Raw genomic sequence first — 13212 nt, forward strand, 5'->3', positions numbered from 1 at the left:
GCTACAATTCGCAACTTGGTATAATGTGCCAATGGACATCATTCTCGTTCAAAGAAAAGGGAAAAAGTTGAGTGCTGATGCAGCTCAACCGATTTGGCTAGCTTGTTTGATTGAAAAAATGCCATTACTCGAAAAAATTTGGCCGTTCTATCAACGACGCTTTGCCGTTGACCATTGGAATCGGTTTGCCAAACAAAGGCTACACTGGACTCTGCCAAAACTCTCGACTCCTGAACAAAGCCAACGATGGAGTGATTTAATGCCTTTGTTAACTTGGTCGTGCCGCTCGCTGACTTTGAAAGTCAGCGATACGGCGCACGACTGCCTTCCGCAGCAATTATGGCTGGCTCGTGAGATAGTAATTGATAACCCCCTACCTTGGCAAAAACCTCAGCACTCAGAGCAGTTAACTCCTGGAAGGGTTGCTCAATCTTTTGTCGGAATTTTAGTGGCGATTGGTACACCAGCCTGTGAACCCAAACCCAGAGGAAAGTCTTCAGGCTGGCCTAAAGGTCAGAAACGGCAGAAGAAAATCCGTTATCCTGTTGTCAAAAAACGCTATTCTCCCACAACTAAATCGAAAGAAACCGCCTCTTAATCCCTCATCATTCTTTTTTCTCTCTTTCTCAGCTTTTCCCCTTGTCTGAGTCACTTTTTGTGGCAAATTAGTCTAAACTCCAGATACAAGATGTTGATACAAAAGATACAAGATGTTGATACAAAAATTCACCAGACTACGATGGCGAGAATGCTCGAGAAAGAGAAATATTTTTGAGTTTGTCGATGATTGTCCAGACAATAGAGCGTGTACGCGATTACAAGCTCTAAGACGAATATGATCGAGTCTGAGTGCATTCCACCTTGTTGTAGGCAGTGTAAGTGAGCGTATTTAAACAAATACTGTGGCAATCTAAGCAATTATGAATATAATAGTGAATTTCTGGGTTAATTTGATTCAAGTTAACTGATGAATCATGATTTTTTCCTTAATTGTTTGGAATACAAGCAAAGTCTTTAACTTTGTATTTTTATCTTAGTTAACCCCTCACTTCTTCACTCCTGTCTTTTGCAGTAATTCAACATTTCAACTATTGATACTTTTAATTTCATCCTAATTTCATTTTTAGCTGTAACAATTTGTTATTAAAGTCTTCGTTACGATTTCTGAGCAAAAAATTATGGCTTTTCGCTTAACACACCAGTTAGCTAAACCTTTTAACATAAAGTTAGTTACTTAAAAAAGGAGTTCAAAGATATGTCCCTTCAACTAACTGTACCTAATATGGCTTGTTCTGCTTGTGGAGATACTATCACTAAAGCGATTCAAAAAATTGATGCCAACGCAACAGTAAAAGCAGATCCAAAAACCAAATTAGTCAGTGTTGACACCTCAGCATCTCCTACCGAAATTAAACAAGCGATTCAAAATGCGGGCTATACCATTACATAAAGGAGGCTAAAGTGGAAAATGCTACCCTCAAACTGCGTGGGATGAGTTGTGCTTCCTGTGCGAGTAATATCGAAAATGTTATTCGTTCTGTTGCGGGTGTTGAAAGGTGTTACGTTAATTTTGGAGCCGAACAAGCAACGGTTACTTATGACTCTAATCAAACTAGCGTAGCAGATATTCAAAGTGCAGTGGATGAAGCGGGTTACTCTGCACAACCGATCCAAGATGATCGACTGGATATAGAAGATGATAGCGAAAAACGGACACGACAAGCTGAAAATCGTGATCTAACCCGTAAAGTTTGGCTGAGTGGCATGATTAGTAGCATCCTCTTCATTGGTTCACTTTCTGCAATGACAGGTTTACCAATTCCTCTCATCCCAATGTGGCTACATCATCCATTGTTACAGCTTATCTTAACTGTACCTGTGCTGTTTTGGGCGGGTCGTTCTTTTTTTATTAATGCTTGGAAGTCTTTGAAACGTCGTACCGCAACGATGGATACTCTTGTTGCACTCGGTACTGGTGTAGCATTTTTATATTCACTTTTTCCGACTTTCTTTCCTCAATGGTTTATTACTCAAAATATCGAACCAGATGTCTATTTTGAGGCAGCATCAGTCATTATTACTCTCATCTTATTAGGAAAACTCCTAGAAAATCGTGCTAGGGGACAAACGTCAGAAGCAATTCGTCAATTAATCGGTTTACAAGCAAAAACGGCTAGAATCATTCGCAATGGACAAGAATATGATGTACCGATCGCTGATGTTATTTTAAATGATCTGATCCTAGTTCGTCCAGGTGAAAAGATTCCTGTAGATGGGGAAATTGTTGAAGGTTCATCCACCATTGATGAAGCGATGGTAACAGGTGAAAGTCTTCCAGTAAAAAAACAAGCAGGTGATGAGGTGATCGGTGCGACACTGAATAAAACGGGTAGTTTTAAATTTCGAGCAACACGAATCGGAAAAAATACATTTTTAGCGCAAATTGTCAAGCTCGTCCAACAAGCCCAAAGATCAAAAGCACCCATTCAAAGATTAGCGGATCAAGTAACAGGTTGGTTTGTCCCTGTTGTGATTACTATTGCTCTTGTGACGTTTATCTTTTGGTTTGTTTTCATGGGTAATTTAACAATCGCTTTAATCACCACAGTCGATGTTTTAATTATTGCTTGTCCCTGTGCGTTGGGTTTGGCGACACCTACATCCATCATGGTAGGAACGGGAAAGGGTGCAGAGAATGGAATCCTGATTAAAGGTGCAGAAAGTCTAGAATTAGCCCATAAAATCCAAACGATCGTATTTGATAAAACAGGCACGATTACCCAAGGTAAACCGACTGTGACCGATTTTATTACACTTAAAGGTATAGCTAATCACAATGAGTTAAATCTTCTACGTCTAGCGGCTTCAGTCGAACACGATTCAGAACATCCTTTAGCAGAAGCGATCGTACAATATGCCCAATCCCAAGGCGTTGAGTTAGCGAATGTTCAGTCTTTTGAAGCGGTTACAGGAAGTGGTGTACAAGGATTTGTCCGAAATAAATTAGTACAAATTGGCACACAGAGATGGTTTAAAGAATTAGGAATCAATACAAACGAATTACAACAGGATTGGGAACGTTTGGAATTTCTCGGTAAAACGGTTGTCGGGATGGCTGTCGATGGACAAATTGAAGCCATTATGGGAATTGCCGACGCGGTTAAACCCTCCTCCGCTAGTGCCATTCGGAATTTACAACGGATGGGTTTCAAGGTGGTGATGCTGACAGGTGATAACTATCGAACTGCCGAAGCGATCGCATCATTAGTCGGTATTAGAAAGATTATCGCAGAAGTACGACCCGATCAAAAAGCCGCACAAATCGAAAAACTACAGAAAAAAAGAAAGATCGTGGCAATGGTGGGAGATGGCATTAATGATGCACCAGCCTTAGCTCAAGCCGATGTCGGTATTGCGATTGGAACTGGAACCGATGTCGCTATTGCTGCTAGTGATCTTACTTTAATTTCAGGTGATCTACAAGGGATTGTGACAGCGATTCAGTTATCTAAGGCTACAATCTCCAATATCCGACAAAATCTATTTTTTGCTTTTATTTATAATGTAATCGGTATTCCGATCGCTGCTGGTGTTCTAATTCCTTTTTTTGGATGGTCATTGAGTCCTATGATCGCAGGAACAGCAATGGCGTTTAGTTCTGTATCGGTTGTTACTAATGCTCTACGACTACGGAATTTTCGACCCAAAATTATCTTGAATTGATTCTTTACCTCACCCCGCCTTCGGCACCCCTCAACTAATAAAATTAATTCCACTTATCCCCCTCCTTCAGGAGGGGCTAGGGGAGGTGGAGAGGGGGAGAGGAGAGGTCATCACCCCTATTGATTTAGATTGCGCTTTCGATCACCTTATCAATCAAACCGTATGCCACTGCTTCATCTGCAGACATGAAATAATCACGATCGGTATCTTTTTCGATCTTCGATAAAGGTTGTCCAGTGTGTTTGGCTAACAATTCATTTAATTCACTACGCACCCGTAGTATTTGTTTAGCCTCAATTTCGATATCAGTAGCTTGACGACGACCTGTCCCGCCGAGGGGTTGGTGAATCATAATACGACTATGGGGTAACGCCAGACGTTTTCCTTTAGTCCCTGCGGCAAGGAGAAAAGAACCCATCGAAGCGGCTAAACCAACACAGATCGTAATCACTTCACACTTGATATACTGCATCGTGTCATAGATCGCCATTCCAGCAGTGACTGAACCCCCAGGAGAGTTGATATAAAGATAAATGGGTTTGTTAGGATCGTCAGAATTGAGGAATAACATATAAGCAACGATCGCATTAGCAATACCATCATCGACTTCTTCAGTTAAAAAGATAATCCGTTCCCTAAATAGACGATCTTCAAGGTCGATCCACTGTTCATAGGAACCACCAGGCAGACGATAAGGAACTTTTGGAACACCGATAGGCATAGTTTTTTCCCTTGTGGTAGACGTTTACAGTTTGGTTGTTTCTAAAACGCGATCAATTATTCCGTATTCTTGGGCTTGAGATGGGGTTAAATAGAACGTACGATCAGAATCTTTTTTAATCCGTTCGACGCTTTGCCCCGTTTCTTTGGCCAAAATCTCTAAAATCGTGGCACGTTTATCAATTACTTCTTCTGCATTAACTTGGATATCACTCGCTTGTCCTTGGGTGCCTGTTTTCGCTGAGGTTAGGACGATTTCGGCGTGAGGTAAACTAACTCGTTTGCCTTTGCTTCCTGCGGCGAGTAGCAATGCTGCCATTCCCACCGCTTGCCCTAAGCAAATGGTTGTCACCTCAGATTTAATGTGTTGCATAGTGTCGTAGATAGCTAAACCTGCGATCACTGAAACCATTCCCGCACTAATATCGCCCATCCCTAGATCAAGAGGATCACCAATGGAATTGATATACAAATTAATTGGCTTACGATTATCTTCCGATTCGAGGTAGAGTAACGCCGAAATAACAGAATTAGCCACACCATCGCTTAACGGTTGATTAAGAAAAATAATCCGTTCTTGGCTTAAACGAGTATAAATACTTACCCACTGCCAATAAGGACTTCCAGGAATGTTATAAGGAACACGGCGGATATCATTGGTAATCAACATAAAAGCCTCAACTTAGACCAAAGCAGGAATCGGTTTAGGCAGATCTTTAACGCTTTCTAAGACTCGATCAATTAACCCGTATTCTTTAGCTTGTGGTGGAGTTAGATAAAACATCCGATCAGTATCTTTAGCAATTTTTTCGGGGGGTTGTCCCGTATTTTTGGAAAGAATATCTAGCATCGATGTTTTATTCGCTAGAACTTCTTTAGCGCGAATTTGAATATCGGTAGCTTGGCCTCTAGCACCTGTTCGGGGTTGGTTGAGAACGATCGTCGCATGGGGTAAACTAGCTCTAAAGCCTTTTGTCCCTGCTGAAAGAATCATCGCGGCAGTTCCCATCGCTTGACCTAAACAGATCGTATGAACAGGCGGTTTAATATAATTAATCGTATCGCAGATAGCAAAAGCTTCAGTTTCAAAGCCGATCGCATCTCCTGTATACCACGATGTCCCTGTAGAGTTGATATAGAAATAAATCGGTTTTTCAGGATCATCGAACTGTAGATACAATAACTCAGCAATAATCAGTTTAGTGACATCTACACCGATTTGACGCTTATACTGATCATCACTAAAAAGGGGCGTTCCTAAGTAGACAATCCGTTCCTTAAGGAGTAAGGAAGGTAAGTCTGGCGGTGGTGTACGGTAAGCTGCGTCCCCATAATATGCAGTTTGTACTGCTTTGATTGGTGATTCCATCTTAGTGTGTCTACTTATTCTTCAGTTGTCTTGAATTTGATTCTAACTTACTTCTGTAAGGGTTTTTCCAATCCTAAAGGTGGGCATTACCCCCCATAACTTTAAAACGACTCAAACCCTATCCAAAATTTACAGTCAAATCGCTCAAGCTAAGATATGATGTAATATGCAGCCTATCTGTTGAAGCTAATTTTAGAAAAATGCTTGCGTCTAATCAATCAGACGGAAGAAAATTTTTTTAAGATTCGAGCGATAAAAATACATTTGGCATGATATAACATTTTTTAATCCGATCTGTTGTCGCGTAATTTATAACTCACGCAAGTGCTGTTGCATGGTTCTGTCAGGAGGAATCAACCCAAAATGAAAAATCTATTTCGTGTTTGTGCTATTCTGCTAGTTTTGATCAGTGGACTATGGTTTAGTTCTCCCGCTAATGCGGTAATCTCCAGCCGTACTAATGAGGCTGATGCTAAACTCTCTACCGAATATGGTCAAAAAATTGACTTAAATAATAGTCATATTCGTGAATTTCGTGAACTACGTGGCTTTTATCCTACATTAGCAGGTGTCATCATTAAAAACGCACCTTATGATAATGTCGATGATGTTCTAAAAATTGCTGGATTAACCGAAACCCAAAAAGAACGTTTACAAGCTAACCTTGATAAATTCACCGTGACCGAACCTTCTAAAGAATTAATCGAAGGTGACGATCGGATTAATCCAGGTGTTTACTAAATCGATATTCTAAAAAAAATAACCCATCTCTATTTATTTAGAAATGGGTTGTTTTTTAACCGTTAATAAAAAGATTATTGATTTTGTGCTTGGGATAAGGTACCAACTGGAATATCTAAATTAACTGTTCTGCCTTGTCGATCTAACTGTAAAGAAAGACGTTGACCAATAGGTGTTTGCTCAACCAAATCCTGAACTTTACTCGGTTGTACAACTGCTTCACCATTAATATTAGTAATCACATCTCCCGCTTTAATTCCACCATTATCCGCAGGGGAATTCGGCATCACTCTGACAATCAACACGCCTTCATTTTTGTTGACCGTGAATTGTTGTTGACTGGCTTGTAATTGCTCTTTAAGTTCTGGGGTTAATTGTACCATTTGTACACCCAAATAAGGATGATCAACCTTGCCATTAGCAATCAGTTGTTCGGCAATAGTTTGAGCTTTAGAAATCGGAATCGCAAAACCTAAACCTTGAGCATTCCGAATAATCGCTGTATTAATGCCAACGACTTCACCTCTTTCATTGAGTAAAGGCCCACCCGAATTACCAGGGTTAATTGCCGCGTCGGTTTGAATAAAATCAACCCGTCTATCAGCGACTCCAATTTGTGAACCACTTCGTCCTGTTGCACTGATAATTCCAGTAGTGACGGTATTATCTAATCCTAATGGGTTACCAATTGCGATCGCCCATTCACCCACTTCTAAATTATCAGAATTACCCAATTTAGCAACAGGTAAGTTATTTGCTTCGATTTTAACGACTGCAACATCAGTTAAGGGGTCAGTTCCTAATACTCTTCCTTGATAGGTGCGACCATCTTTGAGAATAACAGAAACTTTATCTGCTCCGTCAATGACATGAGCATTGGTTAAAATCTTACCATCGGTACTAATAATAAAACCTGAACCCGTCCCGCGCTGTACCTCTTTATCTGGAAAAGCAGGCATTTGAGAACCAAAAAAGCGACGGAAAAAAGGATCATTAAACATCTCTGGTTGCTTGACAGAAACGGTTCGAGATGCGTTAATCTGAACTACAGCAGGCCCAACTTCTTTGACGACTTGGGTCACAAAATTGGTCGGTACTGCGATCGAGGTTTGGGGTTGAGTCGAGGGATTTTTTTGAGTTTGAGCAATCGCCGCAGGATTTACTATCTGCGGATTATTTAAAATATATGATCCGCCAATCCCCACACCTGCGCCCGTTAGCAACAATGCACCATAACCTATTACTTTATTTAAAGGGGAAGCCACAGTTTTAGTCATCTCTAGTCGATTATTTCTATTTTTTTCTATTTTAAACAATAATGAAAGTCAGCCAATCGGTGTAAGGAGCGTTCGGGAAAACGGCATTCGGCTGACACTTTCTAATATAGGCAACAGATGTGGCGTTTCAATGTCAATCGTATGAAATTTTGATTGCACGAAGATTTTGGCTTAGTTCAAAGTCTTTTAAACGTTTAGACTGCAACGCCTCTAGGTTAGATAAACATCAATACATTGGATTGAAATTAGGCTTTTTTAGCCGACAAAAGACCTCATAATTAAAAGCTTGTCTTTTTGGCACGCTCAGACTCAATATTGTATCCTAACTGCTTTAAGATATTTATTAAAAAAATATTAAATTTTATAATTAAAAACTTTTTTATAGATTGGTTGTCTTTTGAGGAAGATGTTATATTATCTAAAAAAAGAAACTGAAAACTAATCTGTGTGTTTACTGAAAAAATTCGCAAACTTTTCCGAGCAATGGCTTGACCGACAGGATATAATCGGAAATAGTTTAAAAATTTAATTTAAAAATATAAAATTTAGTTAATCAACTTATGAATAGTATTAAACAAAAAATTGAATCGATATTACATCAGTTGCCCGACGATTGTTCCGTAGAAGATATTCAATATCATTTGTATGTATTAGAAAAAGTGCGTCAAAGCTTAAATCTCACAGGAATTGAGAACACATTAAAGCAGGAGGATGTTGAGGGGATTCTCAGTAAATGGCTTATCGAGTAATTTGGTCATCAAAAGCAGTTGAAGACGTTGATGCAATTGCGACTTATATCGCCCGTGATTCCCCTTCCTATGCGGCTGCGGTGGTTCGTCGGATCTTAGACACCACCCGCCAACTTCAAGAAGAACCCATGACAGGTAAAATTCCACCCGAATTTACTACAGAAACGATTCGAGAAAAAAATGCTTACACCTATCGAATTATTTATCAGGTGAAAGATGATTTAGTATTTGTCGCTGCGATCGTTCATACTAAAGCTTTAATTGTCATGGAAGTATAAAATAGTATTTATTTAAGATGATCATGCAAACTTCCCTTTTGTCTTCAGTTAATGCCGATCGCATTTTACTAAATGATGTCAGTTGGGAAACGTATGAAAAATTACGAGAAATTTTTGCTGACTATTCATCAATTCGTCTAAATTATTACAAAGGTTTACTAGAGTTAATGACTCCGCTTCTGGGACATGAAATCTATAGTTGGACTCTTGGACGTTTAGTAACGATTTTATCTGAGGAATTGGATTTAGAGATTAAAGGCTTAAAATCCACAACTTGGCGTTCTCAAACTCAAGAAGTAGGAAAAGAGGCTGATGAGTGCTTTTATATTCAAAATGAACCTTTAGTTAGAAATAAATTAAAGATAGATTTACAAGCCGATCCACCTCCTGATCTAGTCATAGAAGTCGATTTAACCCATTCAGCCATTAATAAGTTTTTAATTTATGCAGGATTGAAAGTCCCAGAAATTTGGTGTTATCAAGACGGAAAGCTACAGATTTATTTATTAACAGCGACAGGCTATCAAGAATCTCAAACCAGTTTAGCTTTTAAATCTTTTCCAGTAAAGCAGATCGTTCAATTTATGCAGCTAGATCTGAATAAGGGAGAAAATGCCAGAATGAAAGAGTTTAGAAAATGGGTCAGAGAAATATTAAGTAACCAGAGTTTTGATTAAGCACAAAGTCTTAAGTTTAAAAAACAATCATTTCAACCAGTTGAAAATTCTCTTGAATATTGATTAATTTATCAATTTTTGATATTTTCGACTCAAAACTAGACGACAATTTCTACTATATCAGTTAGGGAATTTACTTATTAATTGAGGTAAATATTAACTCATATCAAGGATTAATGCAACAAAATTAATTTTTCTATGAATGACACCGTATTTCAATTTTAAGATTTTAAATTAGATTTACTTTTTTTCATACTTGTTTAAACAAAACTCAGGTTAAGTAGCTAACGCTTCACTATTTCGGTTATCACTCCCTGATCTAGTCTTTCATCTGAGGGATTCTTTGCGTTAATCTAGGCTATAAATATAAGTCCGCAAATGGAAAGAAGAGATATGACTGCAACGGTAATCGAAAATCCTCTCCTCATTGGTCAAGGACTACCGCCTTTTGAAAAAATTAAATCAGAACACGTTATCCCTGCGATGACGCAACTTCTCGAAGAACTCGATAGTGAATTAACCCAGTTAGAAACTAACTTAACCTCCACATGGTCGGGTTTAGTCGAACCTCTGACCCGTCTTGAAGAACGTTTAAACTGGAGTTGGGGAATTGTTGCCCATTTAATGAGTGTTAAAAATAGCCCAGAACTTCGTCAAGCTTACGAAACTATTCAACCGCAAGTCGTCCAATTTTATACGAAACTCAGTCAAAGCCAAGCCATTTATCAAGCGTTTAAAAATCTTAGTGAAAGCGATACTTGGTCAAGCTTAGAACCCGCGCAACAACGCATTATAGAAGCAGCAATACGAGATGCAGAATTATCGGGTGTGGGACTCGAAGGTGAAAAAAAAGAACGCTTTAACGCCATTCAGCTAGAAATGGCAGAAATCACCACGAAGTTTTCTAATAATGTTTTAGATGCAACTAAAGCCTTTAAACTAAAATTAACCTCACCAGAAGACATTGCAGGTTTACCCGATAGTTTACTGAGTCTAGCCGCCCAAACCGCCCGTACTGAAGGGGAAGAAAACGCGACACCGACTGATGGGCCTTGGGTGATTACTTTAGATTATCCGAGTTATATTCCCTTCATGAAATATAGCGCGAATCGGGAATTAAGAGAAAAAATCTATAAAGCATCGATTAGTCGGGCATCTAGCGGAGAATGGGACAATAATCCTCTGATTGTTCGAATTCTTGAACTTAGAAAAGAACAAGCACAACTACTCGGCTATGATAATTACGCTGAAGTCAGTCTAGTGCGAAAAATGGCGGGTAGTGTTGCAGAAATCGAAAAACTATTAGAAGAACTCCGTCAAGTCAGCTATGATGCAGCTAAACAAGATTTAGATAATCTAAAAGAGTTTGCCCAAACCGATGATTTAGCCCCTTGGGATATTGCATATTGGTCTGAAAAACAGCGAGAAGCTAAGTTTAGCTTTACTGCCGAAGAATTACGCCCTTATTTCCCACTCCCTCGCGTTTTAGATGGGTTATTTGGTTTGGCTAAACGAATTTTTGGTGTAACGATTACTTCTGCTGATGGACAGGCTCCCGTTTGGCAAGAGGATGTAAAATATTTTCAGATAGCCGACGAAACTGGTGAAGTAATTGCACATTTCTATCTCGACTCCTACAGTCGTCCTGCTGAAAAACGCGGTGGCGCATGGATGAATGACTGCATTGGACGGGCAACCATAAAAGTAGATAATCATGTGACAACCCGTTTACCTGTAGCCTATCTCATCTGTAACCAAACGCCACCCGTAGACGGAAAACCCAGTCTAATGACCTTTGATGAAGTGAATACGCTTTATCATGAATTCGGTCACGGTTTACAACATATGTTAACCAAAGTCGATTATTCTGGGGCGGCGGGTATTAATAATGTCGAATGGGATGCGGTTGAATTGCCGAGTCAATTTATGGAAAACTGGTGTTATGATCGCCCGACGTTGTTTAATATGGCCAAACACTACGAAACAGGCGAAACGCTACCCGAACACTATTATCAAAAGTTACTAGATGCACGTAATTATATGAGTGGTTCGGCCATGTTGCGTCAGTTACACTTTAGTTTAGTCGATCTAGAATTACATTCGCGCTATCAACCAGGTGGCAGTGAAACCCCCAACCAAGTTCGAGAACGCATCGCTAAGAATACAACTGTACTGGCTTCTTTACCCGAAGATGCTTTCTTATGTTCCTTCTCTCATATCTTTGCAGGTGGTTATGCGTCGGGATACTATAGCTACAAATGGGCTGAGGTCTTGAGTGCTGATGCTTTTTCCGCATTTGAAGAAGCTGGCTTAGACGATGAAAAAGCCGTGGCAGAAGTGGGACATCGTTTTCGTGATACGGTTTTAGCATTAGGTGGGAGTCAGCATCCGATGGAAGTGTTTAAAGAATTCCGAGGACGTGAACCCTCTACCGAACCGTTACTGAGACACAATGGTTTATTGCAAACCGCATAATAAATATAGGTGGGTCATTCCCCACCTTTCTCTTTAACACTTATGTCTCAATCTACTCCAGAACGAATTGTACGCCGAGGTCGCATTTTCGGTGAAATTCAATTGACAGAAGCAGAAAAAGTGTAACATCAAGTCAAACAAGAGGCTTTTTATTTACTACAGTCGCTCAATATAGTACAAACTGGAGAACTCTTGAATATGTCTACTGTTGAGATTTACGATCGCTCTTTTTGCGGTATCCTTGAACTGACAGGCAAGGATCGAGTACGTTTTCTGCACAATCAAACAACCAACCAAATTAATTTATTAAACTCTGGACAAGGGTGTGATGTCGTTTTTGTCAACTCAACTGGACGAACTTTAGAGTTAGCGACAGCCTATGTCACTGAAGAAAGCATTTTAATTGTAGTTTCTCCGAACCGTCGTCAATTTTTACTAGACTGGATGGATCGTTATATTTTTCCCATGGATAAGGTCACTGTATCAGATCTATCCCCAGAATTAGCGATTTTTACTTTACTAGGTTCTGAAAGTCGTGATTTTCTAGAACAATTCGGCATTAGTAGTAATATATTAGACCAAAGTGAAGCCAGTCACGAATTAGTCGCTCTAGCAGGCATTCAAGTCAGAATTGCGGTAGGAACAGATTTAGGACTATCGGGCTATACTTTAATTCTGCCCATTGCTCAAGCGGCAAAACTATGGAAAGAGCTAACCGAAAAAGGTGCCATACCAATGAGCGATCGCCAATGGGAGGAATTACGCATCTCCCAAGGTAGACCCATGAGCGAACAAGAACTAACAGAAGACTATAATGCTTTAGAGGCTGGATTATGGCGAGCCATTTCTTTTGATAAAGGCTGTTATATTGGTCAAGAAACGATCGCACGTTTAAATACCTACAAAGGCGTTAAACAGAGATTATGGGGACTTAAACTCAATCAAAGCGTCGAACCCTTGACCCCCATTAGTTTAGATGACGAAAAAATTGGTGTTTTAACTAGCTGTCTGGAAACAGATGAAGGTGCAATCGGACTAGGGTATATTCGTACTAAAGCGGGTGGGGCTGGAATGACTGTTAAAATTGGTGAAGCGATCGCACAAGTAATTGCAGTGCCTTTTTTAAGTCATGATTATTATGATCCGTCGTCGGAAACAAAATAAAAGTAATTAATAGATAGTTACTTCTCTATTGATCCCTGA

The 13212-nt window shown here is 39.6% G+C and carries 12 protein-coding genes and 1 pseudogene; 9 read left to right on the forward strand and 4 right to left on the reverse strand.

The genetic code is table 11. From position 1 onward, the window contains the following. From CFPU101_RS25535 to CFPU101_RS10255, 3 genes and pseudogenes are all read left to right on the forward strand, one after another. Nucleotides 1–598: pseudogene (locus tag CFPU101_RS25535) on the forward strand (hypothetical protein); the annotation flags it as partial. Between the two features lie 657 nt (nucleotides 599–1255). Beyond that, entirely contained in the window at nucleotides 1256–1450 is a 195-nt protein-coding gene (locus CFPU101_RS10250; RefSeq protein ID WP_206815258.1) for a heavy-metal-associated domain-containing protein, read from the forward strand. A gap of 11 nt (nucleotides 1451–1461) precedes the next feature. Next, complete coding sequence (locus CFPU101_RS10255; protein ID WP_206815259.1) at nucleotides 1462–3723, forward strand: heavy metal translocating P-type ATPase; 2262 nt, start codon at nucleotides 1462–1464, stop codon at nucleotides 3721–3723. A gap of 124 nt (nucleotides 3724–3847) precedes the next feature. On the opposite strand, the gene CFPU101_RS10260 is transcribed toward CFPU101_RS10255, so the two are convergent. The 3 genes from CFPU101_RS10260 to CFPU101_RS10270 are packed head-to-tail and all read right to left on the reverse strand — an operon-like array spanning nucleotide 3848 to nucleotide 5812. Continuing rightward, a complete protein-coding gene (locus tag CFPU101_RS10260) occupies nucleotides 3848–4444 on the reverse strand; it encodes an ATP-dependent Clp protease proteolytic subunit (protein WP_206815260.1) in 597 nt (198 codons plus the stop codon). 24 nt (nucleotides 4445–4468) lie between these two features. After that, the gene (locus tag CFPU101_RS10265) at nucleotides 4469–5113 is read right to left on the reverse strand and encodes an ATP-dependent Clp protease proteolytic subunit (protein WP_374191942.1); all 645 of its coding nucleotides are present in this window, start codon (nucleotides 5111–5113) and stop codon (nucleotides 4469–4471) included. A 12-nt stretch (nucleotides 5114–5125) separates the two neighbouring features. After that, on the reverse strand, nucleotides 5126–5812 hold the full coding sequence (locus CFPU101_RS10270; protein WP_206815261.1) for an ATP-dependent Clp protease proteolytic subunit: 687 nt from the start codon (nucleotides 5810–5812) through the stop codon (nucleotides 5126–5128). A gap of 363 nt (nucleotides 5813–6175) precedes the next feature. Between CFPU101_RS10270 and psbU the strand changes: the two genes are divergently transcribed. Then, nucleotides 6176–6553 carry a photosystem II complex extrinsic protein PsbU gene (gene psbU, locus CFPU101_RS10275; protein WP_206815262.1) on the forward strand — a complete coding sequence of 126 codons (378 nt, stop codon included), beginning with the start codon at nucleotides 6176–6178 and terminating at the stop codon, nucleotides 6551–6553. Between the two features lie 74 nt (nucleotides 6554–6627). Here psbU and CFPU101_RS10280 read toward each other — a convergent pair whose 3' ends face one another. After that, nucleotides 6628–7830 (reverse strand): HhoA/HhoB/HtrA family serine endopeptidase, encoded by a 1203-nt coding sequence (locus CFPU101_RS10280; RefSeq protein WP_206815263.1) that lies wholly within the window; start codon nucleotides 7828–7830, stop codon nucleotides 6628–6630. Nucleotides 7831–8390: 560 nt separating this feature from the next. On the opposite strand from CFPU101_RS10280, the gene CFPU101_RS10285 reads away from it, so the two are divergent. The 5 genes from CFPU101_RS10285 (at nucleotide 8391) to CFPU101_RS10305 (ending at nucleotide 13173) form a co-directional block, all read left to right on the forward strand. Continuing rightward, nucleotides 8391–8579, forward strand: a complete 189-nt coding sequence (locus CFPU101_RS10285) for a hypothetical protein (protein WP_206815264.1) — start codon at nucleotides 8391–8393, stop codon at nucleotides 8577–8579. Further along, nucleotides 8564–8857 (forward strand): type II toxin-antitoxin system RelE/ParE family toxin, encoded by a 294-nt coding sequence (locus tag CFPU101_RS10290; protein WP_206815265.1) that lies wholly within the window; start codon nucleotides 8564–8566, stop codon nucleotides 8855–8857. Before CFPU101_RS10285 ends, CFPU101_RS10290 begins: the two co-directional genes overlap by 16 nt. A 23-nt stretch (nucleotides 8858–8880) precedes the next feature. Further along, nucleotides 8881–9534: a Uma2 family endonuclease gene (locus tag CFPU101_RS10295; RefSeq protein WP_206815266.1), complete on the forward strand. Its 654-nt coding sequence runs from the start codon at nucleotides 8881–8883 to the stop codon at nucleotides 9532–9534. 393 nt (nucleotides 9535–9927) lie between these two features. After that, complete coding sequence (locus CFPU101_RS10300) at nucleotides 9928–12009, forward strand: M3 family metallopeptidase (protein WP_206815267.1); 2082 nt, start codon at nucleotides 9928–9930, stop codon at nucleotides 12007–12009. A 198-nt stretch (nucleotides 12010–12207) separates the two neighbouring features. Then, nucleotides 12208–13173: a folate-binding protein YgfZ gene (locus CFPU101_RS10305; RefSeq protein WP_206815268.1), complete on the forward strand. Its 966-nt coding sequence runs from the start codon at nucleotides 12208–12210 to the stop codon at nucleotides 13171–13173. Nucleotides 13174–13212: the final 39 nt, after the last annotated feature.

The sequence above is a fragment of the Chroococcus sp. FPU101 genome, assembly GCF_017312365.1.
GTDB lineage: Bacteria > Cyanobacteriota > Cyanobacteriia > Cyanobacteriales > Microcystaceae > Chroococcus.